Source organism: Janthinobacterium sp. GW821-FHT03C10 (assembly GCF_059420865.1).
This window is the reverse complement of sequence record NZ_JBWKUN010000010.1, coordinates 31,361-55,530: the sequence shown is the minus strand read 5'-3', so window position 1 is coordinate 55,530 and position 24,170 is coordinate 31,361. Positions and strand designations below refer to the sequence as shown.

General features: G+C 62.2%; 23 protein-coding genes and 2 tRNA genes. 18 read left to right on the top strand and 7 right to left on the bottom strand.

Going from position 1 to position 24,170, the window contains the following annotated elements; genetic code table 11:
* The first annotated feature begins 432 nt into the window (after positions 1-432).
* Entirely contained in the window at positions 433-975 is a 543-nt protein-coding gene (gene ppa, locus AC07VH_RS26335; protein WP_086139428.1) for an inorganic diphosphatase, read from the top strand.
* A 52-nt stretch (positions 976-1,027) separates the two neighbouring features.
* On the opposite strand, the gene AC07VH_RS26330 is transcribed toward ppa, so the two are convergent.
* A complete protein-coding gene (locus AC07VH_RS26330; RefSeq protein ID WP_494789500.1) occupies positions 1,028-2,161 on the bottom strand; it encodes a GNAT family N-acetyltransferase in 1,134 nt (377 codons plus the stop codon).
* 90 nt (positions 2,162-2,251) lie between these two features.
* Here AC07VH_RS26330 and AC07VH_RS26325 point away from each other — a divergent pair, with 90 nt between their 5' ends.
* Together AC07VH_RS26325 and AC07VH_RS26320 are read left to right on the top strand one after the other, a co-directional pair.
* Positions 2,252-3,868, top strand: coding sequence for an NAD+ synthase (locus AC07VH_RS26325; RefSeq protein ID WP_494789477.1), 1,617 nt, complete (start codon positions 2,252-2,254; stop codon positions 3,866-3,868).
* Positions 3,869-4,041: 173 nt separating this feature from the next.
* A complete protein-coding gene (locus AC07VH_RS26320; RefSeq protein ID WP_034758685.1) occupies positions 4,042-4,380 on the top strand; it encodes a P-II family nitrogen regulator in 339 nt (112 codons plus the stop codon).
* Between the two features lie 157 nt (positions 4,381-4,537).
* Here the strand turns inward: AC07VH_RS26320 and AC07VH_RS26315 are convergent, their stop codons facing one another.
* The 3 genes from AC07VH_RS26315 to trxB all read right to left on the bottom strand — a co-directional run bounded on the left by AC07VH_RS26315 (position 4,538) and on the right by trxB (position 6,938).
* The gene (locus AC07VH_RS26315; RefSeq protein WP_034786156.1) at positions 4,538-5,167 is read right to left on the bottom strand and encodes a trimeric intracellular cation channel family protein; all 630 of its coding nucleotides are present in this window, start codon (positions 5,165-5,167) and stop codon (positions 4,538-4,540) included.
* A 135-nt stretch (positions 5,168-5,302) separates the two neighbouring features.
* Positions 5,303-5,977: a Smr/MutS family protein gene (locus AC07VH_RS26310; RefSeq protein ID WP_494789478.1), complete on the bottom strand. Its 675-nt coding sequence runs from the start codon at positions 5,975-5,977 to the stop codon at positions 5,303-5,305.
* Between the two features lie 7 nt (positions 5,978-5,984).
* Positions 5,985-6,938: a thioredoxin-disulfide reductase gene (trxB, locus tag AC07VH_RS26305; RefSeq protein ID WP_034786153.1), complete on the bottom strand. Its 954-nt coding sequence runs from the start codon at positions 6,936-6,938 to the stop codon at positions 5,985-5,987.
* Between the two features lie 215 nt (positions 6,939-7,153).
* Between trxB and AC07VH_RS26300 the strand changes: the two genes are divergently transcribed.
* The 3 genes from AC07VH_RS26300 (at position 7,154) to AC07VH_RS26290 (ending at position 11,569) form a co-directional block, all read left to right on the top strand.
* Entirely contained in the window at positions 7,154-9,514 is a 2,361-nt protein-coding gene (locus AC07VH_RS26300; RefSeq protein ID WP_494789479.1) for a DNA translocase FtsK, read from the top strand.
* Positions 9,515-9,520: 6 nt separating this feature from the next.
* Positions 9,521-10,177, top strand: a complete 657-nt coding sequence (gene lolA / locus AC07VH_RS26295) for an outer membrane lipoprotein chaperone LolA (RefSeq protein ID WP_475413632.1) — start codon at positions 9,521-9,523, stop codon at positions 10,175-10,177.
* 72 nt (positions 10,178-10,249) lie between these two features.
* Positions 10,250-11,569 (top strand): replication-associated recombination protein A, encoded by a 1,320-nt coding sequence (locus AC07VH_RS26290; RefSeq protein WP_494789480.1) that lies wholly within the window; start codon positions 10,250-10,252, stop codon positions 11,567-11,569.
* Positions 11,570-11,571: 2 nt separating this feature from the next.
* On the opposite strand, the gene AC07VH_RS26285 is transcribed toward AC07VH_RS26290, so the two are convergent.
* Both AC07VH_RS26285 and AC07VH_RS26280 read right to left on the bottom strand, forming a co-directional pair.
* Positions 11,572-12,309, bottom strand: coding sequence for an NAD-dependent epimerase/dehydratase family protein (locus tag AC07VH_RS26285; RefSeq protein ID WP_494789481.1), 738 nt, complete (start codon positions 12,307-12,309; stop codon positions 11,572-11,574).
* Positions 12,306-12,596, bottom strand: a complete 291-nt coding sequence (locus AC07VH_RS26280; RefSeq protein ID WP_489628199.1) for a DUF2917 domain-containing protein — start codon at positions 12,594-12,596, stop codon at positions 12,306-12,308. The genes AC07VH_RS26285 and AC07VH_RS26280 overlap by 4 nt, the downstream gene beginning before the upstream one ends.
* Before the next feature lie 180 nt (positions 12,597-12,776).
* On the opposite strand from AC07VH_RS26280, the gene AC07VH_RS26275 reads away from it, so the two are divergent.
* The 5 genes from AC07VH_RS26275 to AC07VH_RS26255 all read left to right on the top strand — a co-directional run bounded on the left by AC07VH_RS26275 (position 12,777) and on the right by AC07VH_RS26255 (position 16,615).
* Complete coding sequence (locus tag AC07VH_RS26275; protein ID WP_494789482.1) at positions 12,777-14,198, top strand: aminotransferase-like domain-containing protein; 1,422 nt, start codon at positions 12,777-12,779, stop codon at positions 14,196-14,198.
* A gap of 149 nt (positions 14,199-14,347) precedes the next feature.
* Positions 14,348-14,551 carry a hypothetical protein gene (locus AC07VH_RS26270; RefSeq protein WP_475413628.1) on the top strand — a complete coding sequence of 68 codons (204 nt, stop codon included), beginning with the start codon at positions 14,348-14,350 and terminating at the stop codon, positions 14,549-14,551.
* Positions 14,552-14,685: 134 nt separating this feature from the next.
* Positions 14,686-15,975, top strand: coding sequence for a serine--tRNA ligase (gene serS, locus AC07VH_RS26265; protein ID WP_475413627.1), 1,290 nt, complete (start codon positions 14,686-14,688; stop codon positions 15,973-15,975).
* A 113-nt stretch (positions 15,976-16,088) separates the two neighbouring features.
* Positions 16,089-16,179, top strand: a tRNA-Ser gene (locus AC07VH_RS26260).
* A gap of 346 nt (positions 16,180-16,525) precedes the next feature.
* Positions 16,526-16,615 (top strand) — tRNA-Ser (locus AC07VH_RS26255).
* Positions 16,616-16,781: 166 nt separating this feature from the next.
* Here AC07VH_RS26255 and AC07VH_RS26250 read toward each other — a convergent pair.
* Positions 16,782-16,958, bottom strand: a complete 177-nt coding sequence (locus AC07VH_RS26250; protein WP_230517721.1) for a hypothetical protein — start codon at positions 16,956-16,958, stop codon at positions 16,782-16,784.
* 193 nt (positions 16,959-17,151) lie between these two features.
* Here AC07VH_RS26250 and hisC point away from each other — a divergent pair, with 193 nt between their 5' ends.
* The 7 genes from hisC to AC07VH_RS26215 all read left to right on the top strand — a co-directional run bounded on the left by hisC (position 17,152) and on the right by AC07VH_RS26215 (position 24,079).
* Positions 17,152-18,207, top strand: a complete 1,056-nt coding sequence (hisC, locus tag AC07VH_RS26245) for a histidinol-phosphate transaminase (RefSeq protein WP_494789483.1) — start codon at positions 17,152-17,154, stop codon at positions 18,205-18,207.
* A 4-nt stretch (positions 18,208-18,211) separates the two neighbouring features.
* Positions 18,212-18,649, top strand: a complete 438-nt coding sequence (locus AC07VH_RS26240; protein ID WP_489628196.1) for a GNAT family N-acetyltransferase — start codon at positions 18,212-18,214, stop codon at positions 18,647-18,649.
* Positions 18,650-18,712: 63 nt separating this feature from the next.
* Positions 18,713-19,582, top strand: a complete 870-nt coding sequence (locus tag AC07VH_RS26235) for an NAD(P)-dependent oxidoreductase (protein ID WP_494789484.1) — start codon at positions 18,713-18,715, stop codon at positions 19,580-19,582.
* A gap of 206 nt (positions 19,583-19,788) precedes the next feature.
* Positions 19,789-20,853: a YeiH family protein gene (locus AC07VH_RS26230; protein WP_083287284.1), complete on the top strand. Its 1,065-nt coding sequence runs from the start codon at positions 19,789-19,791 to the stop codon at positions 20,851-20,853.
* A gap of 16 nt (positions 20,854-20,869) precedes the next feature.
* Entirely contained in the window at positions 20,870-22,174 is a 1,305-nt protein-coding gene (locus AC07VH_RS26225) for a D-amino acid dehydrogenase (protein ID WP_494789485.1), read from the top strand.
* Complete coding sequence (locus tag AC07VH_RS26220; RefSeq protein WP_494789486.1) at positions 22,171-22,986, top strand: thiazole synthase; 816 nt, start codon at positions 22,171-22,173, stop codon at positions 22,984-22,986. The genes AC07VH_RS26225 and AC07VH_RS26220 overlap by 4 nt, the downstream gene beginning before the upstream one ends.
* Before the next feature lie 82 nt (positions 22,987-23,068).
* Entirely contained in the window at positions 23,069-24,079 is a 1,011-nt protein-coding gene (locus AC07VH_RS26215; RefSeq protein ID WP_494789487.1) for a porin, read from the top strand.
* The last annotated feature ends 91 nt before the right edge of the window (positions 24,080-24,170 follow it).

The window sequence follows — 24,170 nt, the reverse complement described above, 5'->3', positions numbered from 1 at the left end:
GCAAATATTATGCTGGAAGAGCAGATTGCGGGGCTGGGTGGGCGTTTGGCGAAGCATGTTGAAACGCCCGCGTCATTATGTGCAGGCATCGCCGGATGCATGATAATGAAATTGTTGTTAGAAGTGGCTGCAATAAATGCAATGCCGATTATAATAACCATGTTTTCCGCATGGTGATATTGAAATGAAAATACGCAGATATTCCAGATATTAATTCAGGCGTGAGCGTAGTATTACTTACGTGTTTTTACTTATTATTTTTGGCCGCCTGTTTATTCTTTCTCTGGCAGGCTGCGGGGGGCAGCGGCCCATGCATGCCACTGTTGCTGGCAGGACGCGCAAAACGCCGCCGGGCTGCTGCTGCATCGCACAAGCTGCCTGTACTTCGCTATAATTGCGCGGTTAAAACACCATCCGCTAATGAGGAACCCCATGAGTTTGAATAACGTCTCTTCCGGCCGCGACCTGCCGAACGATTTCAACGTCGTCATCGAAATCCCGATGAATGCCGATCCGATCAAGTACGAAGTCGACAAGGAAAGCGGCGCGATCTTCGTCGATCGCTTCATGGGTACCGCCATGCATTACCCGTGCAACTACGGCTACGTGCCGAACACCCTGTCGCCGGACGGCGACCCGGTCGACGTGCTGGTCATCACCCCGTTCCCGCTGATCCCGGGCGTGGTCGTGCGCTGCCGTCCTATCGGCGTGCTGAAAATGACCGACGAGTCGGGCGAAGACGCGAAAGTGCTGGCCGTGCCAGTCGACAAGGTCCTGTCGATCTACAGCCACTGGCAAAAGCCGGAAGACTTGAACGAACTGCGTTTGCGCCAGATCCAGCATTTCTTCGAGCACTACAAAGATCTGGAAAAAGGCAAATGGGTCAAGATCGACGGCTGGTATGGCCCTGAAGTGGCCAAGGAAGAAATCCTGGGCGGCGTCGCCGCCTACAAGGCAGATGCCGCAAAAGCATAAGAGCACCCAGTAAAAAAAACGCTCCCCGCCAGTCATGGCCGGGAGCGTTTTTTTATGCGCGAAACGGGCTGTGCTCGTTCAATTCATCGAGGTAGGCGTCGATGCCGCCCCGTTCCCGTTCGAGGAAGCGCTGCACGGCGTCCGCAAAGGCCGGGTGCGCCAGCCAGTGGGCGGACCAGGTCTTTTGCGGCAGGAAGCCGCGCGCCATCTTGTGCTCGCCCTGGGCGCCGCCCTCGAAGGTGGCAATGCCGTTGGCGATGCAAAATTCCAGCGGCTGATAGTAAGCCGTCTCGAAATGCAGGCACGGTACGTGCTCGAGCGCGCCCCAGTAGCGGCCATACAGGGTGTCGGCCGTGTGGATCACCAGCGAGGCGGCGATGGCCCGGCCGTCGCGCTCGGCGATCACCAATAAAATGTTTTGCGGCATGCTGGCGGCGATGCGCTGGAAGAAGTCCAGGCTCAGATAGGGCGAGGAGCGGTGCTCGGCATAGGTATTGCTGTAGCAGCGGTGGAACAGCTTCCAGTCGGCGTCCGTGGCGTCCATGCCGCGCACCTGGCGCATGGTCACGCCCGCTTCCCGCACCTTGCGCCGCTCGGCGCGGATATTCTTGCGCTTCTTGTGTTCCAGGGTGGCGAGGAATTGCTCGAAATCCGTGTAGCCGGGATTGAGCCAGTGAAACTGCACGCCACTACGCATCAGGTAGCCGGCCTGCGCCAGTTGGCGCGCCTCGCTTTCCGGCGGGAACAGGATGTGGCAGGACGACACGTCGCTGGCCTGTTGCTGGGCTTGCAAAAAGGCCAGCAGGGCGGCGCGCGCTTCGCCATCGCGGGCCAGCAAACGCGTGCCGCTGACGGGCGTAAAGGGAATAGCGGACAGCAGTTTCGGGTAATATTCGAGGCCATGCTGCTGATAGGCATCGGCCCAGGCCCAGTCGAACACGTATTCGCCATACGAGTGCATCTTCAGGTACAGGGGCAGGGCGGCGGCCAGGGTCTCGCCTTGCCACAGCACCAGGTAATTCGGCTGCCAGCCCGTGTCTGCGCTGGCGCAGCCGGACTCGTGCAGCGCATGCAAAAAAGCGTAGGAAAGGAAGGGATTCGCATCCGCCTGGCGCGCCAGCAGTTCAGACCAGGTCGCTTCGCCAATTTCAGCCAGGGTAGTGACGATAGCCGTGCGATAATTCATTGTTGTAGTGTGCATTCATCACTCTCGGGGCGCCGCCGTCGGTCTGCGCGCCCCTGTCTTGTTTAATAGAACGAAATATCCATCATCATCATGACAGTCAAAGTCGCAATTGCTCAAATGAATAGTACGGTCGGCGATCTGGCCGGCAACCGTGCCAAGATCTTCGACCTTTCCCGCCGCGCCTTTGAAGCGGGCGCCGATATCGTCCTGACGCCGGAACTGTCGCTGGTCGGCTATCCACCCGAGGACTTATTGCTGCGCAATGCATTCTACGCAAAAACGCAGGAAGCGTTTGCGGGGCTGGCGGCCGACCTGGCGCAGTTCAAGGATTTGCACGTGGTGGTGGGCGTGCCGCTGCAGGACGAGAAGGGCGTGCGCCACAATGCCGCCTCCGTGCTGCTGAACGGTGAAGTGCTGGGCACCTACCGCAAGCACGACTTGCCGAACACCACCGTGTTCGATGAAAAACGCTACTTTACGTCGTCGGACCAGGCTTTCGTGTTTGGCGTGAAAGGCGTGCGTTTCGGCATCAATATCTGCGAAGACACGTGGTTCGAGCACGCGCCGATGCGTGCCCGCGCGGCCGGCGCGCAAGTGCTGCTGGTGCCGAACGGCTCGCCGTACCATATGAACAAGCAGCATCTGCGTTATGAAACCATGCGCAGGAACGTCAGCGCGCAAGGCATGGCTCTTGTGTACGCCAACCTGGTCGGCGGTCAGGACGAGCTGATTTTCGACGGCGACTCGTTCGTCATGGATGCGGCCGGCACGATCTGCGCCCAGCTGCGCCATTTCGAGGAAGACTTGCAACTGGTCGAGTTCGACGGTGCCACGCCCGTGCCGCAGCCGCTGGCCGCCCCGTTGACCACCGAGGCGCAGGTGTACCAGGCGCTGGTGCTGGGCGTGCGCGACTATATAGTCAAGAACGGTTTTCCTGGCGTGCTGATCGGCATGTCGGGCGGCGTCGATTCCGCGCTGACCCTGGCCATCGCCGTCGATGCGCTGGGCGCCGACAAGGTGCGCGCCGTGATGATGCCGTCGCAGTTCACGGCCGATATCTCGTGGATCGATTCGCGCGACATGGTAAAACGCCTCGATGTGCGCTACGATGAAATTCCGATCAAGCAAACCTTCGATGCCTTCCGCGCCACCCTGGCGGACGAGTTCGCGGGACTGGCGGAAGACGCGACGGAAGAAAACATCCAGGCGCGCATCCGCGGCACCCTGCTGATGGCCCTGTCGAACAAGCATGGCAGCATCGTTTTGACGACGGGCAACAAGAGCGAGATGGCGGTCGGTTATTGCACGCTGTACGGCGACATGGCGGGCGGCTTTGCCGTGATCAAGGATATCGCCAAGACGCTGGTGTACCGTTTATGCGCGTATCGTAACAGCGTGTCGGACGTGATCCCCGAGCGCATACTGACGCGCGGACCGTCGGCCGAGCTGCGCGCCGACCAGCTGGACCAGGATTCCTTGCCGCCGTATGACGTACTCGACGGCATCATGCAGCTGTACATGGAAGAAAACCGGCCGATCGCCGAGATTATCGAGGCTGGCTACCCGCCGGCCGATGTGGCCCGGGTCACGCGCCTGATCAAGATCAATGAATACAAGCGGCGCCAGTCGCCAGTGGGCATCCGCGTCACGCACCGTGGCTTCGGCCGCGACTGGCGCTATCCCATCACTTCCAAGTTCTACGAATAACGTGGGGAACCCCGCCAAACCTACTGCGCAGCTCACTACCGGGCATCCGTTGCTCACCGTACTAAAGTACGGCTCCGCTACTCAACCCGGTATTGAACTTGCTCGCTACGGTTTTGCGGGGTCCCGTTAAGCCAGCTAATGAAGAACTGACGATTATCAATAAGGAGAAAGCCATGAAACAGATTACCGCCATCATCAAACCATTCAAGCTCGACGAAGTACGCGAGGCGCTGGCCGACGTGAACGTGACGGGCTTGACCGTGACGGAAGTGAAGGGCTTTGGCCGCCAGAAGGGCCATACCGAGCTGTACCGTGGCGCCGAGTACGTGGTTGACTTCTTGCCGAAAGTTAAAGTCGAAGTGGTGGTGGACGACAGCGTGTCGGAACTGGTAGTCGACGCCATCATCAAGGCAGCCCGCACGGGCAAGATCGGCGACGGCAAGATCTTTGTGCGCGACGTGGAGCAGGTCATCCGCATCCGCACGGGCGAGACGGGCCCGGACGCGGTATAAGTTTTCTTGCCGGAGGCTGCGCCAACGATGTTGTCGGATTACGGCTCTTCGAGCCTGATCCGACCTACGCCTGATATACGTCGATACGCGTAGGTCGGCTTAGCGCGCCAGCGCGTAAGCCGACGCTGCTGAGCCACCCAAGCTGCCGGATTGCGCATCAGCGCCCCAGCCGCATGTCGAATTTCCAGCAGATCAGGCGCAGGATCGTGATGCCGCTGGCGCTGGTCCACAGCGCGAAGTCGTGCTCGGCGCCGAAGTGCATCTGCAATAAGTAAGCCCAGCAGCCGAAGAAGGCGCAGATGGCGTAGGGTTTGCCGTCACGAAACACCATCGGTACTTCGTTGCACACGATGTCGCGCATCACGCCGCCGAAAATCCCCGTAATCACTCCCATCATCGACGCGATAAAGATCGGCATGCCGGCGCGCATCGCTTCGGCGACCCCGGCGATGGCGAACATGCCCAGGCCGATGGCGTCGGCGATGACGATCAGGCGTTCCGAGACGATCTGGCGCAAATGCTGGATCAGGGGCGCGGCCGTCAGGGCCAGCACGAAGATCAGGATCGCATACTCCTGGTGCGAGACCCAGAACAGGGGCCGCTTGTCGAGCAGGATGTCGCGCAAGGTGCCGCCGCCGAACGCCGTGATGAAGGCCACGACGAATACGCCGACCAGGTCCATGCGCTTGCGGCGCGCTTCGATGAAGCCGGAAAACGCGCCCACCAGGATGGCGATGACCTCAATGATCTTGATCAGCGAGCCAGGCGGCAGTTGGGGTGGCATCATGGGTGGAGCGCGTGCACGAGACGCTAAGCAGGAAATAATTGTCACAGGTTAACATGACACGGCCCCGAATGGTGACAAACGGGGCCGTGTGCAGTGTGGAACGTGTGACGGAATGGTAATTCCTTGCTGGCAAGCCTAACGGATGGGCTGCAGGGCTGCCGAGAGCAGCACGACGAGGGCGCCATCGCCCCCTTCGGAGCGGCGCGCCTGGCAAAAGGCGACGACTTCATCCTTTTGCACGAGCCAGCTGTGCACCATCGATTTCAAGACCGGTTCCTGGCCTTTCGAGCCAAAACCCTTGCCGTGGATCACGCGCACGCAGCGCAGCTTGCGCCGCGTCGCCTGGTTCAGGAAGGCGCCGATGCCGTCGCGCGCCTCGTCGCGGCGCAAGCCGTGCAAGTCCAGCTCATCCTGGATGGGCCAGTGGCCCTTGCGCATCTTCTTGACCACGTCCGGTCCCACGCCGGGGCGGGCGTAGTTCAGGGCAGGATCGTTTTCCAGATAATGGTCGACCTCGAACAAGTCCGACAGCGACTCGCGCAGCACGGCAGCATCGTCCTCTTCCGGAGACAATTTGCGCGCGGGCTGCTGGACGCTGGCCGCGCCCGTCTTGGGCAGGCTGGGAACGTAGCGGTCCGACTCGGGCAGGCGCTTGACGCCGCCGATGCTGGCCTTGAAGAGATTGCTCTCCACGGCCTGCACCTTGACCTGTTGGGCGCGCGCCGCTTGCTCGGCTGCGCGCGCATCGGCCTGTTCCTTGAGCTGCTTGCTGACCGCTTTCAGGTCGGCAAAGTCTTTCATCGACGCCATGCGACGCTTACTCCTGGCCTTCCAGGTAGCGCTGGGCGTCCAGTGCTGCCATGCAACCCGTACCGGCGCTGGTGATGGCCTGGCGGTAGATATGGTCTTGCACGTCGCCGGCGGCAAACACGCCAGGTGCGCTGGTGGCGGTGGCCATGCCTTCCAGGCCCGTCTTGGTCTTGATGTAGCCGTTGTGCATTTCCAGCTGGCCTTCGAAGATGCCCGTGTTCGGCTTGTGGCCGATGGCGATGAATACGCCGTGCACGCTCAATGCCTCGACCTTGCCGTCGATGGTCGATTTGATGTTCAGGCCCGTCACGCCGCCTTCGTTGCCCGTCACTTCGTCCAGGGTGTGGTTATATTTCAACACGATCTTGCCTTCGGCAACCTTGGCGTTCAGGCGGTCGATCAGGATCGCTTCGGCGCGGAACTTGTCGCGGCGGTGGATCAGGGTGACCTTATTGGCGATGTTCGACAGGTACAGCGCTTCCTCGACGGCCGTGTTGCCGCCGCCGACGACGGCCACTTCCTGGTTGCGGTAGAAGAAGCCATCGCAGGTGGCGCAGGCGGACACGCCCTTGCCCATGAATTCCGCTTCCGACGGCAAGCCCAGGTATTGCGCGGATGCGCCCGTGGCGATGATCAGGGTGTCGCACGTGTATTCGTGGCTGTCGCCCTTCAGGCGGATCGGTTTTTCATTGAGGAAAGTGGTGTGGATGTGGTCAAACACGATTTCCGTATTGAAACGCTCGGCATGCTGCAGCAAACGCTGCATCAGGTCCGGGCCTTGCACGCCCATCGGGTCGCCGGGCCAGTTTTCCACGTCGGTGGTGGTCATCAACTGGCCGCCTTGTTCCACGCCGGTGACCAGCATCGGGTTCAGGTTAGCGCGGGCGGCGTAGACGGCGGCGCTGTAGCCGGCTGGGCCGGAGCCGAGGATCAAAACGCGGGCGTGTTTGGTAGTGGTCATGGGAGGCTTCTCTATGAGTGGGGTCTGTCCGAATTGGGGGCATACGCGCGAAGAACAAGGGCGCATTGCGCTTGCGCAATCAATCCTCGATTATAGACCAAGCCGCCTGCAGCGACGAATCGTGGGGCCGTCCGGGGCATATATGGCTTAGAATACTTCCTTATTATGGGAAATTCCCTTTCAGAAACATTTTTCACCTTGCAGCGCTTCCCAGAATGACTAAACCAGCCCAGGCCAATCAAAATAGCTACACCCGAAAACCGGTCGAACGCCGGCCCTTGCCCAACCGGCTGGTACGGCTGCTGTCCGAGGCGCGCTGGTTCGCGCTGGCCGCGTTTGCCCTGTATTTCGTGCTGATACTGGCCAGCTTCAACAAGCTCGACCCCGGCTGGTCGCATGCCACCAATGTCGACAAGGTGGCCAACCTGGGCGGCAAGCTCGGTGCGACCTTTTCCGATCTGCTGCTGTATATCTTCGGCTTTTCCGCCTGGTGGTGGTGCGTCTGGCTGTTGCGCACGGTGTGGAATGGCTATCGCCGGCTGAGTAAGCGCTTCCTGCTGGAAGAGGAAGAGGTGGAGCGCGAGCACCATGTCGAGATGCTGATCCGCATCGTCGGCTTCTCCATCATGCTGATCGGCAGCATGGGCCTGGAATACCTGCGCATGGCGAAAAGCCTGCACGTGCAGCTGCCGCGCGACCCGGGCGGCGTGCTGGGCCAGCTGGCGGGGCATTCGGCCCACGTGGCCTTCGGCTTCACCGGCGCTACTTTATTACTGCTGCTGATGTTCGGCCTTGGATTTTCCCTGTTCTTCCACGTTTCTTGGCTGCAAGTAGCCGAACGCATCGGCGGCGCCATCGAAGACGTTTTCAACTGGTTCGTGCTGCGCTATCAGGACCGCGAAGACCGCCGCCAGGGCGAAGTGGCTGCCGTGCGCCGCGACGAAGTGGTGGTCATCGAACGGGCCAAGCACGTGGAAAAGCACGTGGCTGCGCCGCCCGTCAAGATCGAGCCGCAAGTGGTGACCGTGGTGAAATCGGAGCGCGTGGAAAAGGAGCGCCAGGCGCATTTGTTCGAGGGGCTCGGCGATGGCAAGCTGCCGCCGCTGTCCTTGCTCGACGAAGCGCCGCCCGTGGTGGAAACGGTATCCGTGGAAACCCTGGAATTCACGAGCCGCCTGATCGAAAAGAAATTATCGGACTTTGGCGTGGATGCCAAGGTAGTGGCCGCTTACCCCGGCCCCGTCGTGACGCGCTATGAAATCGAGCCGGCCACGGGCGTCAAGGGCAGCCAGATCGTGGGCCTGGCGCGCGACCTGGCCCGTTCGCTGTCGCTCACCTCGATCCGCGTCGTGGAAACCATTCCCGGCAAGAATTACATGGCCTTGGAATTGCCGAATACCAAGCGCCAGATCGTGCGCCTGACGGAAATCCTCGGCTCCAAGGTCTACAACGATGGCGTGTCCAGCCTGACGATTGCGCTGGGCAAGGATATCGCCGGCAAGCCCGTCGTGGCCGATCTCGCCAAGATGCCCCACTTGCTGGTGGCCGGCACCACCGGTTCCGGCAAGTCCGTCGGCATCAATGCGACGATTTTGTCGCTGCTGTACAAGTCCGACCCGCTCGACGTGCGGCTGATCCTGATCGATCCGAAGATGCTGGAAATGTCCGTCTACGAAGGCATCCCGCACTTGCTGGCGCCCGTGGTGACGGACATGCGCCAGGCGGGCCATGCACTGAACTGGGCCGTGAACGAGATGGAACGCCGCTACAAGCTGATGAGCAAGATGGGCGTGCGTAACCTGGCCGGCTACAACGCGAAGATTGCCGACGCGAAAAAGCGCGAAGAGCACATCCCGAATCCGTTCAGCCTGACGCCGGACTCGCCGGAACCGCTGGAAAAACTGCCGACCATCGTCATCATCATCGACGAGCTGGCCGATCTGATGATGGTGGTGGGTAAAAAGGTCGAGGAATTGATCGCGCGTATCGCGCAAAAGGCCCGCGCCGCCGGTCTGCACTTGATTCTGGCCACGCAGCGCCCATCTGTAGACGTGATCACGGGGCTGATCAAGGCGAACATTCCGACGCGTATCGCCTTCCAGGTCTCGTCGAAGATCGACTCGCGCACCATTCTCGACCAGATGGGCGCGGAAACGCTGCTGGGCATGGGCGACATGCTGTACATGCCGCCCGGCACCGGCTTGCCGATGCGCGTGCACGGCGCGTTTGTTTCCGATGAGGAAGTCCACCGCGTCGTCAGCCATTTGAAGCTGCAGGGCGAACCGAATTACATCGAGGGCATCCTCGAAGGCGGCACCCTGGAAGGCGACGGTGCCGAAGGCGGCGCGCCGGGCGAGGGCGGCGGCGAGGCCGATGCCCTGTACGACCAGGCGGTGGCGGTGGTGCTGAAAAACCGCCGCGCCTCGATTTCGCTGGTGCAGCGTCATTTGCGCATCGGCTACAACCGCGCGGCCCGTCTGCTCGAGCAGATGGAGCAGAGCGGGGTGGTATCAACCATGCAATCCAATGGCAACCGGGACATTCTGGTGCCGGCGGCGAGTAGCGAACAAGGGTAAAACAGTATGAAGAACACGACTTTCGCAGCAAAAATGATCATCGGCGCGGCCAGCGTCGCCTGCAGCCTGCTGTTCGCGGCCAGCGCCTCGGCCAGCGCGCTGGAGCAATTCAAGAGCTTTGCGGCCGGCACCAAGTCGGCCAAGGGCGAGTTCGTGCAGCGCCAGGTCAAGAAGGCCGATGCCAGCGGCAAGGCGAAAGTGTCGACGCCCGCCAGCGGCACCTTCGAGTTTGCCCGTCCGGGCAAGTTCATCTGGACCTACCTGAAGCCGTACGAGCAGCTGCTGCAAGCGGACGGCGACAAGCTGTATATCTACGACAAGGATTTGAGCCAGGTGACGGTCAAGAAACTGGGCGATGCGCTCGGCTCGTCGCCAGCGGCCATCTTGTTCGGCAGCAACGACCTGGAAAAGAATTTCACCCTGGCCGAAGCGGGCACGCGCGATGGCCTGGAATGGCTGAAAGCGACGCCGAAAGCAAAGGACACGACCTTCGACGAAATCAGCATCGGCCTGCGCAACGGCGTGCCGGAAGCGATGGAGTTGCGCGACTCGTTCGGCCAGACGTCGGTGCTGGCGTTCAAGAATTTCCAGAAAAATCCGGCGCTGGCCGCGAACCATTTCAAATTCGTGATGCCTAAAGGCGCGGACGTGATCAACAACTAAGTTTTTCACGTGCTGTTTTTTTGACCGGCCTCGCACCATGCGGGGCCTTTGCATTCTTACCCGGTACATATTATGGCGGATCTCTTTTCCACCGCACCGCGCCAGCCGCTGGCCGAAGCCTTGCGGCCTGCTACCCTCAACGAAGTCATTGGCCAGACGCATCTGCTGGGCGTGGGCAAGCCGCTGCGCCTGGCGTTCGAGGCGGGCAAGGCCCATTCGATGATCTTGTGGGGGCCACCCGGCGTGGGCAAGACGACCCTGGCGCGCCTGATGGCGAACGCCTTCGACAGCGAATTCATCGCCCTGTCGGCCGTGTTCGCGGGCGTGAAAGATATCCGCGCAGCCATGGACCAGGCCTGCCACAGCCTGGACCAGTTCGGCAAACACACCTTGCTGTTCGTCGACGAGATCCACCGGTTTAATAAATCGCAGCAGGATGCCTTGCTGCCCTTCGTCGAGTCGGGTCTGGTGACGTTTATTGGCGCCACCACCGAAAACCCCAGCTTCGAAGTGAACTCGGCGCTGCTGTCGCGCGCGCAAGTGTATGTATTGAAATCGCTCAACGAAGACGAGATGAAGCAGCTGCTGGCCAAGGCGCAAAGCACGGCGCTGACGCACCTGAGCTTCGACGAGGCGGCGGCCGATACCCTGATCGGCTACGCGGACGGCGACGCGCGCCGCTTCCTCAATCTGCTGGAGCAGGCCGAGACGGCCGCCAGCTCGACGGGGACGACCAAGATCGACGCGGCTTTCGTCGACAATGCGCTGACCCTCAATTCGCGCCGCTTCGACAAGGGCGGCGACAATTTCTATGACCAGATTTCCGCCCTGCACAAGTCCGTGCGCGGCTCGAACCCGGACGCGGCCCTGTACTGGTTTTGCCGCATGATCGACGGCGGCGCCGACCCGCGCTATTTGTCGCGGCGCATCGTGCGCATGGCCTGGGAAGACATCGGCCTGGCCGACCCCCGCGCCTTGACCATGGTCAATGATGCGGCGGAAACGTATGAGCGCCTCGGTTCGCCCGAAGGCGAGCTGGCGCTGGGCCAGGCCGTGATCTACCTGGCGATTGCCGCGAAAAGCAATGCGGGTTACAACGCATTCAATACGGCCATGGCCTTCGTCAAGAAGGATAAATCGAAGGAAGTGCCCGTGCACTTGCGCAATGCGCCGACGAAGCTGATGAAGGAACTCGGTTACGGCCACGCCTACCGCTACGCGCACGACGAGCCCGATGCCTATGCGGCTGGCGAAACGTATTTTCCGGACGGCATGGCGGAACCGGGCTGGTACCAGCCCGTGCCGCGCGGCCTGGAAAGTAAAATAGCCGACAAATTGGCGTGGCTGCGCGAGCTGGACAGAAAAGCAGGAAAACCGGCCGGCAAGGGCTGAGGCTACAAGCCCAGCAAGGTAAAACCGTCGTCCTGCGGTGCGTAGCCGACCAGCTGGCGCGTCGCGTCGATGGATAGCCGTTTATAACGGTTGTCCGACACTCCATGCACGACGTGGTAGCCGGGCGGCACGTCCGCCGCGATGCAGCAGGCCAGCAGCTGTACCACGTCGCGCTCGCTGATGAAGGCGGCGATGTCGCGCGCGCTGTGCTCTTGGCCTGGCACAAACCGGGCCACGTTGGCGATGCGCACGGCGATCGCCGTCATGCCATGCTGGTGCGCGAACGCGGAGGCCACGCCTTCACCGAAGGCCTTGCTGGCGCCATACATGTTCGCCGGGCGCGCCGGCATGGTTTCGTGCACTTGCACGTCCAGCGGATAGCCTTCGATGGCTTGCGCGCTGCTGGCAAACACCACTCTTTTCACTCCCTGAGCCTGCGCCGCGCGGAAGATGTTGTGCGTGCCGATGATGTTCGGCTGCAGCAACTGCGCATCGAAATCGGCGCTGGCGTGCGGCACGCCGGCCAGGTGCAGCACCACGTCGGTATCCATGCAGGCGGCCAGGCAGGCGGCGTAATTGCTGACGTCGAGCTGCATGGACGGGCAGGGCGCTTCCACCAGTCCATCCGTCCGCAGGTCGGCCAGGCGCAGGGAGAATTCCCCGTGCCGGCGCTTCCAGAAAGCGGTGCCGATGCTGCCGGCGGCGCCCGTGACGAGGACGCGCAATGGTTTGTGAGTCATGTATTCCTAGTATTCAGTGTGTGAGGCAGTGCCAGGTTCAGCCAGCGCAGCAGGGCGGGGCGCGGGGCGGCCGCCCCGTGCACGCGGATGTGTCCGCTGCCGACGGCTTCGACCAGCACCAGGCCGTCATTCGGGATCGTGTAGCGTTCGCCGCTGCGCAGCACGCAATCCTCGAACTGGGCGTAGGCCGTGATCCAGGCCGTGCCGGACAGGCATTCGATGACCCTGGCGTGCGCTTTCTCCAGACGCAAGGGCCGTTCGCTGCGTAATTCGTGGTCGGTATGCATGGCATCGCTCCTGTTGTGCTGACAGGAACAGCTTAGGCCCTTGGCTTGAACCATGACAGATGCAGGAAAACGAAATTGTCATGCACACAGTGCGCTTCGTCGTACACTGTGCTTGTCAAAAAAACGGGCAACTGTATCTGTGCGTGCCGCGCGCGCCAGCCGCATACTGAAGGGATGAATATGAGCGCGCATTTGAATCTGTACGAGCACCTGGCCAACGAGCTGGGCGCCCTGATCGACGCGCGCGTGTTCGCGCCCGGCGACCGCTTGCCGTCGATCCGCCACCTGGCGCAGCAAAAGCGCATTTCCGTCAGCACCGTGATGCAAGCCTTGCGCCTGATGGAAGACCGGGGGCAGGTCGATGCGCGGCCCCAGTCCGGCTATTTCGTGCGCCACCGCGCGCCGCGCCGGCCCTGCAGTGCCGACGCGCAGCATCTGAAGGAGCCGGCCTTTGTCGGCATCAACAACCTGTTGATGCGCGTGCTGAAGGAAAACGAGGCGCCCGCTATCGTGCAGCTGGGCACGGCCTGGCCGCCCGACGAGATCTTGCCGATCAAGCGCATGCAGCGCACCATCAGCGCCGTGGCGCGGCGCGAACCCGCCTTGTTGAGCAAGGTCAGCTGCTACGACGTCAGCGAAGGCAATTTCTTGCGGCAGGTCGCGCGGCGCGCGCTGGACTGGGGCAAGCTGGACCCGCGCGAGATCGTCGTGACGAATTCCTGCACGGAAGCGATCAGCCTGTGCCTGCGCGCCGTCGCCAAACCGGGCGACACCATCGCCATCGAGTCGGCCACGTATTTCGTACTGCTGCAGATGATCGAAAGCCTGGGCATGAAGGCGCTGGAAATTCCCACCGACCCGAAGACGGGGCCGTCGCTCGACGCGCTGGAACTGGCCCTGCGCGCCGGCCTTGTGCAGGCTTGCCTGTTCGTGCCGAACGCGAATAATCCCTTGGGCTGCGTCATGCCGGAAGCCAACAAGCAGCGCTTGGCGGGCCTGCTGTCGGAATTCAATATTCCGCTGGTGGAAGACGACGTGTATGGCGACCTGTGCTTTGCGCCGCAGCGCCCGTGGCCCGTGAAGGCCTACGATACGAGCGGCAACGTCTTGCTGTGTTCCTCGTTTTCCAAGGCCATCACGCCCGCGTCGCGCGTCGGTTACGTGCTGGCCGGGCGCTACGCGCAGGAAGTGGCCCTGCTGAAAACCGTGTCGAGCGGCGCCACCAGCCATTTCTTCCAGGCCGTGCTGGCCGACTTTCTGGAAGGCAGCAGCTACGACCAGCAGCTGCGCAAGATGCGGCGCACCCTGGTGCAGCGCATCGCGCGCATGTCCGATGCCGTGGCGACCAGCTTTCCGGCGGACTGCATGCTGTCCGAGCCGCAGGGCGGTTTCGTGCTGTGGGTGCAGATGCCGCCGCAGGTCGATGCGCTGGCCCTGCATGGCCAGGCCATCGCCGGCGGCGTGGCCTACATGCCGGGCCAGCTGTTCTCGGCCTCGGGCAAGTTCGGCAATTATCTGCGCCTCAATTGCGGCAATGCGTGGACGCCGCGCATCGAGCAGGCCATCGGCCGGCTGGGCCGCCTGGTGCATGAGGCCTTGTAACTATTCTTTGCGTTTCAGTCCCCGTTTTTCACCGTTCGCTCCCTGTTTTTCGCCGCCGGTCGCAAGTCGGTGGCCTTGTTTGCCGCCGTTGGCTAAAGTAGCACCATACCAGCAGCAGTCAACGAAACAAACTAACCAGGAGTCACATCATGAACGTACTGAAAAACATGGAAATCACCTTTGTCGCCGCCGCCATCATCGCCATCGGCGCCAGCTTCGCCACCGCCGGCGCGAATACCTTGGAAGTGAGCGCCAGCAACACCGTGATCGCCCAGGCCGCCGACAGCAGCATGCCCGTCGTCACCGTCAGCGCCCGCCGCCTGACGGACGCTGAAAAAGCCGCTTTCATTTAAGTATCCGCCGTAAAGCGGGCGCGAGTGCCCGGTCAGGCTGCCATGACGATGGTTGACCTTGCGCAAAACTCATCGAAGTGAACAGGGTCTTGGTACAATGAGTGCTTTCGATACATCGGCACCGCCATCCACCCATGATAGATATCCAACTTCTCCGTAAAGACATCGCCAACGTCGCAGAACGCCTGGCGACGCGCAAATTCCAGCTCGACGTGGCAGGTTTTACCGCCCTCGAAGCCGAACGCAAGGCGATCCAGACGCGCACCGAGGAACTGCAGGGCAAGCGCAACGCGCTGTCCAAGCAAATCGGCATGTTGAAAGGCAAGGGGGAAGACACCTCGGCCGTGATGGCGCAAGTGGCCGGCCTGGGCGATGAACTGAAAGCCGATGAAGCGGCCCTGACCCTGGTGCAAGCCAAGCTGAGCGACTTCATCATGGCCGTGCCGAACCTGCCGCACGAATCGGCACCGGTAGGCACGGACGAGTCGGGCAACGTGGAAGTGCGCAAGGTCGGCACGCCGCGCACGTTTGATTTCGAAGTCAAGGATCACGTCGACGTGGGCGCCCCGCTGGGCCTCGATTTCGAAGTGGCCACCAAGCTGACCGGTTCGCGCTTCTCCGTGATGAAGGGCGGCATCGCCCGTTTGCACCGTGCACTGGCGCAATTCATGCTCAACACGCACGTTGACGAGCACGGCTACACGGAATGCTATACGCCGTACATGGTCAACGCGGATTCGCTGCGCGGCACGGGCCAGCTGCCGAAATTCGAAGCCGATCTGTTCTCGGTGAAAAAAGGCGGCGTGGAAGGCGAGGGCGAGACCTTCTACCTGATCCCGACCTCGGAAGTGTCGCTGACCAACATCGCCCGCGATGAAATCCTGGCGCTCGACCAATTGCCCCTGAAAATGACGGCCCATACGCCATGCTTCCGTTCGGAAGCGGGCAGCTATGGCCGCGACACGCGCGGCATGATCCGCCAGCACCAGTTCGACAAGGTGGAAATGGTGCAAGTGGTGCACCCGGACACCTCGTACCAGGTGCTGGAGGAAATGGTCGGCCACGCGGAAACGATATTGCAACGCCTGGGCCTGCCATACCGCGTGATGTCGCTGTGCACGGGCGACATGGGCTTTACGGCCAGCAAGACCTTCGACCTGGAAGTGTGGCTGCCGGCGCAGAACACCTACCGCGAAATCTCGTCTCTGTCGAACACGGAAGCCTTCCAGGCCCGTCGCATGCAGGCACGTTTCCGCAACGCCGCCGGCAAGCCGGAACTGGCCCACACCCTGAACGGCTCCGGCCTGGCAGTGGGCCGCACCCTGGTCGCGGTGCTGGAAAACTACCAGCAAGCGGACGGCAGCGTCGAAATCCCGCCAGTGCTGCGCCCGTACATGGGCGGCCTGACGCATCTGAAGGCGTAAAAAAGACCAGGCAGCTTGCTGCAATGGAAGGCTTAAAATAGTCCTTCCATTTTTTCAGGCGGCTGCTATAATCTTGCCTTCTCGCAGCAATGCGGGAAAAGACCGCAGAAAATGGAGAGGTGGCAGAGTTGGTCGAATGTACTTGACTCGAAATCAAGCGTACGTTAAATCGTACCGTGGGTTCGAATCCCACCCTCTCCGCCAGAACAAATAGAGAAAGCTCCCGCAAGGGAGCTTTTTTTATTTGTGGCGGCGAAGAGGAGTACGCCCCCTGCGGGGCGTACGCGTGGGATTCGAAGCCCCGCGCATATTTGCGCGGGGCTCTCCGAATCGCCCAATTGGTTTTTACACGTGCGCCAAGGCGGCAGCTTCGAAGACGAGCGCGTACTCGCGCGAGACTCCCCGAATCGTCCAATTGGTTTTTCGGATTGGCACCCAGCATTGAGTTACAAATCGCCAATAAACCCCTACCCAAGCCAACAATCCCCATGCTAAAATAGCGCCTCGTTCAAACAGGCATGCCAGTTTGAACGAATAGACCGCGGTAAACGGAGAGGTGGCAGAGTGGTCGAATGTACTTGACTCGAAATCAAGCGTACGTTAAATCGTACCGTGGGTTCGAATCCCACCCTCTCCGCCAGAATACATAAGAGAAGCTCCCGCAAGGGAGCTTTTTTTATTAGCGATGCCAAAAAGCCTGCGACACATCAAGGCCAGGTAGAAAAAACCGCCCAAAGCGCGCAGCGCAAGGCGTTTTTTCCTCCATTCAGGCCTTGAAAGCCAGCGCCCCACTAACGTAACCCAAGCTAGTGCACCAGCCTCGCCACCGCAAACACTACAGCTGACGTAGCAATCATCGTCCCCACGCACCATAAAATCATGGCCAATCTGGCCGCAGCCACATCGCTTTTGGTCGCGTAATCGGCATGCTCCATTTTCATATCCGCCGTATCCCGCTCCTGTGTGTCGCCCCATCCGCTCATGACAGTATCCTCCTCATTACCCACTCCATGCTCCGCGCTTCTTTCAGCGCTGTCAAACCGTGTCACGAGGGTATCGTGCACGGTCCGGCTATTGCGCTGTCGCATATCTGGCCTCAACAGCTGCCCCCCACCTTGACCCCGCTCAGCCTATGTTAATCTACCCCCTCCCATCCCGACCCCACCCATAAAAGCAATGAGCCGATTCTGGAGCAACATCGTCAGCGAGCTGACCCCCTACGTCCCCGGCGAGCAGCCGAAACTGCCCGACCTGGTGAAACTCAACACCAACGAAAACCCCTACGGCCCGTCGCCGCAGGTGCTGGCAGTATTGCGCGACGCGGCCAACGACAGCCTGCGCCTGTATCCCGATCCCACCGCCAGCGAACTGAAGCAAACCCTGGCCGCCTACCACGGACTCGACAGCGCGCAAGTGTTCGTCGGCAACGGTTCCGACGAAGTGCTGGCGCTGGCCTTCATGGCCTTGCTCAAGCACGATGCGCCCTTGCTGTTCCCGGACATCAGCTACAGTTTCTATCCCGTGTATTGCAAGCTGTACGGCATCGATTACCGCACGGTCGCGCTCGACGAGGCCATGCGCATCCGTCCTGAAGACTACCGGGGGCCGTGCGGCGCCATCATCTTCCCGAATCCCAACGCGCCCACGGGCGTGGACTTGCCGCTGGCCGGCGTGGAAACCTTGCTGCGCGACCATCCCGACGCCGTGGTCGTGGTCGATGAAGCGTACGTGGATTTCGGCGGCGAGAGCGCCGTGGCCCTGATCGACAAGTATCCGAACTTGCTGGTGGTGCAGACGTTCTCGAAATCGCGTTCGCTGGCCGGCTTGCGCGTCGGCTGCGCCTTCGGCCATGCGGATTTGATCGAGGCGCTGGAACGGGTGAAGAACAGTTTCAACTCGTATCCGCTGGATAGGCTGGCCCTGGCCGGCGCCGTCGCTTCGCTGCATGATGAAGCGTATTTCCAGCAGACGCGCCAGGCCGTCATCGCCAGCCGCGAACAGCTGGCGGCGGACCTGGCGGCGCTGGGCTTCGAAGTGCTGCCGTCGGTGGCCAATTTCATCTTTGCCCGCCACCCGCAGCATGATGCGGCGCAACTGGCGGCCGGCTTGCGCGCCAAGTCGGTGATCGTGCGCCATTTCAACGCTCCGCGCATCAGCCAGTATTTGCGCATCAGCATCGGCAATCCGGCTGAGTGCGCGGCGTTGATGGCGGCATTGTGCGCAGTGCTGTGACGCCATGCTGACCTTCGTCCCTGCCAGCATCGCCGATGGCGAGGCGCTGGCCAGCCTGCGCGTGGCCGCCATGCGCGACAGCCTGGAGCGCATCGGCCGCTATGATCCGCAGCGGGCGCGCCAGCGTTTCCTGTCCACCTACGACCCCGATTGCACCTGGCAGTTGCGCCATGGCGGCGCGCTGGCCGGCTTCTATGTGTTGCGCCCGCAAGCGGATTATTTGCTGCTCGACCACCTCTACCTGGCGCCGGAATGCCAGCGGCAAGGCATGGGCGCGGCCGTGCTGGCGCGCGTGTTTGCCGAGGCCGATGCGGCCCGCAAGAGCGTGCGCGTGGGCGCCTTGCGCGGCAGCGAGGCGAACCGCTTCTATGTGCGTCACGGCTTCGTGGCGGACGGCGAGGAAGAGTTCGACCTGTATTATCGGCGCGCCCCCGCGCCTTGATGCTGCCGGCGGCGACTGTTTGTGCAACAATAATCGGATTCACACATCGACAGGACGGACAAAATGGCAAAAGTGGCATTCATCGGTTTGGGCGTCATGGGTTTCCCCATGGCAGGTCACCTGGCGGCGGGCGGGCACGACGTCACCGTGTACAACCGCAACCCGGCCCGCGCGGCCGCCTGGCTGGAGCAATACAAGGGCAGCAGCGCCGCCACGCCGGCCGCCGCCGCTGCGGGTGCCGAGTTCGTCTTCACCTGCATCGGCAACGATAACGATCTGTATCAAGTGATCCTGGAAGAGGGCGGCTTGCTGTCCGCCATGGCGCCGGGCAGCATCCTGATCGACCACACGACGGCGTCCGCCGAAGCGGCGCGCACCATCCACGCGGCGGCGAAAGAGCAGGGCGTGTTCTTCCTTGACGCGCCCGTGTCCGGCGGCCAGGCCGGTGCGGAAAACGGCAAGCTGACCGTGATGGTGGGCGGCGATGCGGAAGCGTATGCACGTGCCGAGCCCGTCATCGCCCTGTTCTCGCGCGCCGTCACCTACATGGGCGCTTCCGGTTCCGGCCAGCTCACGAAAATGGTCAACCAGATCTGCATCGCGGGCCTGGTGCAAGCCTTGAGCGAGGGCATCGCTTTTGCGGAAAACGCGGGCCTCGATGCGGCCTTGGTGGTGGACGTGATTTCCAAGGGCGCGGCGCAGTCGTGGCAGCTGGAAAACCGGGGCAAGACCATGATCGAGCGCAAGTTCGACTTCGGTTTCGCCGTCGACCTGATGCGCAAGGACCTGGGCATCTGCCTGGCCGAAGCCAAGCGCAACGGCAGCGACTTGCCCGTGACGACCTTGACGGACCAGTTCTATGGCGAAGTGCAGCAGGCGGGCGGCAACCGTTACGACACGTCCAGCCTGATCACCCGCTTGAACAAAAAGTAACTTTTTAACGCTTAAGTAAAGAGCGGCGCGTCCCTGCCAAGGGCCGCGCCGCTTGTCGTTTATGGTGCCGGCATCATTAAAATGTCGGTTTCCGGAACATCCGGTTTCGATTTTCATGGAAAAGCATGGACTTCGCTAGCTCATCGTGTATTATTAAAAAACGAGATGAAATGTCCCAATTTTTAAAACATTATGAGCGGACCCGCATGAAAACCAACTCCTCAGCGATAACACGCGTTGTCGACAAGAACATCCCCTATTTGTCTTCCGCCATCGCCATCTGGCGGCCCCGCGCCGTGCTGCGCAGCTGGCCCGGCGTGGCCATCGCGCTGGTGATCGCCCTGTCGGCCACCTTTATTTCCAGCAATTACGGCGGCCCCCAGCTGCTGTATGCGCTGTTTTTCGGCCTGGCTTTCCATTTCCTCGCGTCCGACCCCACCTGCAAGCCCGGCATCGAGTTTTGCAGCAAGGTGCTGCTGCGCACGGGCGTGGCCCTGCTGGGGGCGCGCATCACCTTCAACCAGATCGCCTCGGTCGGCGTGACGCCGTTGCTGATCGTCGTCGGCGGGCTGATCGCCACCCTGGGCTTCGGCTACCTGCTGGCCAAATGGCTGAAACGCCCCATCACGGAAGGCATTTTGTCGGGCGGCTCCGTGGCCATCTGCGGCGCCTCGGCCGCGCTGGCCATCTCGGCCGTGCTGCCGCAAACCAAGGAGAACGAAAAATTCACCCTGCTGACGGTGGTGGGCGTGACCTCGCTGTCCACCCTGGCGATGATCGTCTACCCGCTGCTGGTCAAGCTGCTGGGTTTTGACCCGACGGAGGCGGGCGTGTTCATCGGCGGCACGATTCATGACGTGGCGCAGGTGGTGGGCGCCGGCTATCTGGTCAGCAACCATACGGGCGATGTCGCCACCTTCGTGAAACTGACGCGCGTGGCGTGCCTCGTGCCCGTCGTGCTGGGCCTGTCGATCATGTTCAAGCGCAAGGACGGCAAGAGCGAAGTCGATGCGCCGCCGCTCGTGCCGTTCTTCCTGATCGGCTTTGTCTGGCTCGTCATCACCAACAGCCTGGGCCTGATTCCGCAGGAAGTGAATGGCTGGATCAACAATGCCTCGCGCGCCTGTCTCGTCATCGCCATTGCCGCCCTGGGCGTGAAAACCTCGTTCCAGTCGCTGGCCTCGCTGGGCTGGCGTCCCGTGATCATGCTGGTGATGGAGACGGTGTGGATCGCCGCCTTCGTCGCCATCGCCGTGCTGCTGACGCGCTGAGCGCTGGCCATTCGCCATGAAGATCCTCGTTCTCGGCGCCGGCGTGGTCGGCACGGCATCGGCCTGGTATTTGCGCCAGGCGGGCCACGACGTGCGCGTTCTCGAGCGCCAGGCGGGCGCGGCGCAGGAAACCAGTTTTGCCAACGGCGGGCAGATTTCCGTCTCGCATGCGGAACCGTGGGCGAATCCCGCCACCTTGCGCAAGGTCGTGAGCTGGCTGGGCAAGGACGACGCGCCGCTGCTGTTCCGTCCCCGCCTCGATCCGCTGCAATGGCAGTGGACCTTGCATTACCTGCGCGAATGCCTGCCATCGCGGGTGGCGCGCAATATGCGCCAGATCGTCGCCCTGGCCGAGTACAGCCGCCAGAGCCTGCAAGCCTTGCGCCACGAGACGGGCATCGCCTATGACCACCTCGAGCGGGGCATTTTGCATTTCTATACGGACCAGCAGGAGTTTGATAAATCGCAAGCGGGCGCCGCGCTCCTGCGCGAACTGGGCTGCCCGCGCAATACCGTCAGCGCCGACGAAGTGATCCGGCTGGAACCGGCCTTGGCCCATGCCCGCCAGCAGATCGTCGGCGGCGACTTCACGGCCAGCGACGAGTCGGGCGACGTGCACCTGTTTACCAAGGCGCTGGCCGCGCGCGCGGCGGTCACCGGCGTGGATTTCCAGTACGGCACCACGGTGACGCGGCTGCTGGCGGACGGCGAGCGCATCACGGGCGTGGAATGCATCGATGCGCAAGGCCGCCACCGCATCGAGCATGCGGATGCCGTGGTGGTGGCCATGGGCAGTTTTTCCGCACCGCTGCTGCGGCCGCTGGGCATCCGCCTGATGTTGTATCCGGGCAAGGGTTACTCCGCCACCTATCCGATTCTTGATTCCGCCGCCGCACCCAGCGTATCGCTGACGGATGACGGCCATAAGCTGGTGTTTTCGCGCCTGGGATCGCGCCTGCGCGTGGCGGGCACGTGCGAGCTGAACGGCTACACGCGCGAGCTGAACCCCGTGCGCTGCGCCGCCATCACGCGCCGCGTGCAGGCCCTGTTTCCCCACGCCTGCGATTACAGCGACCCCGTCTATTGGGCCGGCTTGCGCCCCCTGACGCCGTCGAACGTGCCGTATATCGGCGCCACGCGCTACCGCCAGCTCTACCTCAACACGGGCCACGGCACCCTGGGCTGGACCATGGGCTGCGGCGCGGGCAGGGCGATCGCCGACCTCGTGTCGGGACGGCGGCCGGAAGTCGATTTTGCGTTTTGCGGCGAAGCCCCCCGGCAAGAGGCCGCGTTGGTTCAACTTAGGAGAGCACCACGATGAGAGACGACGCCACCCCCCGCCAGCCAACCGGCGGCCTGACCCTGGCCGGCACCACCTACCAGTCGCGCCTGCTGGTGGGTACCGGCAAATACAAGGATTTCGAGGAAACGCGCCTCGCCATCGAGGAAAGCGGCGCCGAGATCGTCACCGTCACCATCCGGCGCGTGAATATCGGCCAGGAAAAGGGCGAGCCGAACCTGCTCGACTTCATTCCGCCATCGAAATACACGATCCTGCCCAACACGGGCGGCTGCTACAACGCGCGCGACGCCGTCTACACCCTGCAGCTGGCGCGCGAGCTGCTGGGCGGCCACCAGCTGTGCAAGCTGGAAGTGCTGGGCGATGAAAAGACCCTGTTCCCGAACATGCCGGAAACGTTGAAGGCGGCGGAACAGCTGGTGAAGGATGGCTTCCAGGTGATGGTGTATTGCAGCGACGACCCCATCCAGGCGCGCATGCTGGAAGACCTCGGCTGCATCGCCGTCATGCCGCTGGCGTCCCTGATCGGCTCGGGCATGGGCATACTCAATCCTTGGAACTTGTCGCTGATCATCGAGCAAGCGCGTGTGCCCGTGCTGGTCGATGCCGGTGTCGGCACGGCGTCGGATGCTGCCATCGCCATGGAACTCGGTTGCGACGGCATCTTGATGAATACCGCCATTGCGGCGGCGCGCGAACCGATACGCATGGCGCGCGCCATGAAACTGGCAGTGCAGGGCGGACGCGAGGCCTATCTGGCCGGGCGCATGCCCCGGAGAGCGGGCGTCATGAGCGCATCGCCCTCGTCGCCGATGGCCGGGCTGATCGCCTGAGTTGCCGCATTTACCGCAGTTTGCAGCACCGTTGTTGATTCTGTTTGAAGCACCCATAAAAACCACAATACCTGGAGATGACATGAAACACACACTCGTAGCGGCAGCAATTTTCGCCACATTCTTCGCAGGCAGCGCCGGCGCCCAGTCGTCCGTCACCGTGTACGGCTTGCTCGACGCGGGCTTCACGTCCGAGCACGGCGGCGCGGACGGTTCCGTCACCAAGCTGGCCACCGGCGTGCAGTCGGGCAGCCGCATCGGCTTCAAGGGCACGGAAGACCTGGGCAATAACTTGAAAGCCAACTTCCTGCTGGAAAATGGCCTCGACGTGGACACGGGCGCCAACCGCCAGGGCGCCTTGTTCGGGCGCAAGGCCTACGTGGGCCTGTCGGGCGACTTCGGCACCGTGAACCTGGGCTTGCAGCACAACCCGCTGTTCACCGCGCTGGACAATATCGACCCCTTCGAGACGGGCATGACGGGCGCCTCGATCAACCTGATGAGCGTGGCCAGCCTGCGCACGAAAAACGCCATCATGTACGAGACGCCGAAGGTCAAGGGCCTGTCGGCATCGATCATGTATGGCCTCGGTGAAAAGCCGGACAGCAATACCCTGGGCCGCACCATCGACTTTTCCATCGACTACGCCAACGGCCCGCTCGTGCTGACCTTGGCGCACGACAACCGCAAGGATACGCCGCTGAACACGGCCAAGGTCACCTTGCTGGGCGGCACCTACGACTTCGGCCCCGCCAAGCTGCACGCCGCGTATGAAACGGACAAGGACGATGCGGGCACGGATTTCCGCAACTACATGCTGGGCGCGTCGGCCCCCGTGGGCGCGGCGGGCAGCGTGATGGCCTCGTACATCCGCAAGGATGACCGCACGAATGCGCGCCGCGGCGGGCGCCAGCTGGCCATCGGCTACACCTATGCCTTGTCCAAGCGCACCAACCTGTACACCTCATACGGGCGCATCAGCAACGATGGCGCGGGCACCAACTTCGTCGGCGACGCCTCCAGCGGCGGCAGCGTGCCCTTGCCTGGGCATAACTCGAGCGCCTTCACGGCCGGCATGCGCCTGAAGTTCTAAACGCGGCAGTGCAGGTGGCGATGGCGGCTTGTCTGTTGCGGATAAGCCGCCATTGTTGTTTCAGGAATGGGTCTAAGTCACGGATTCCGGA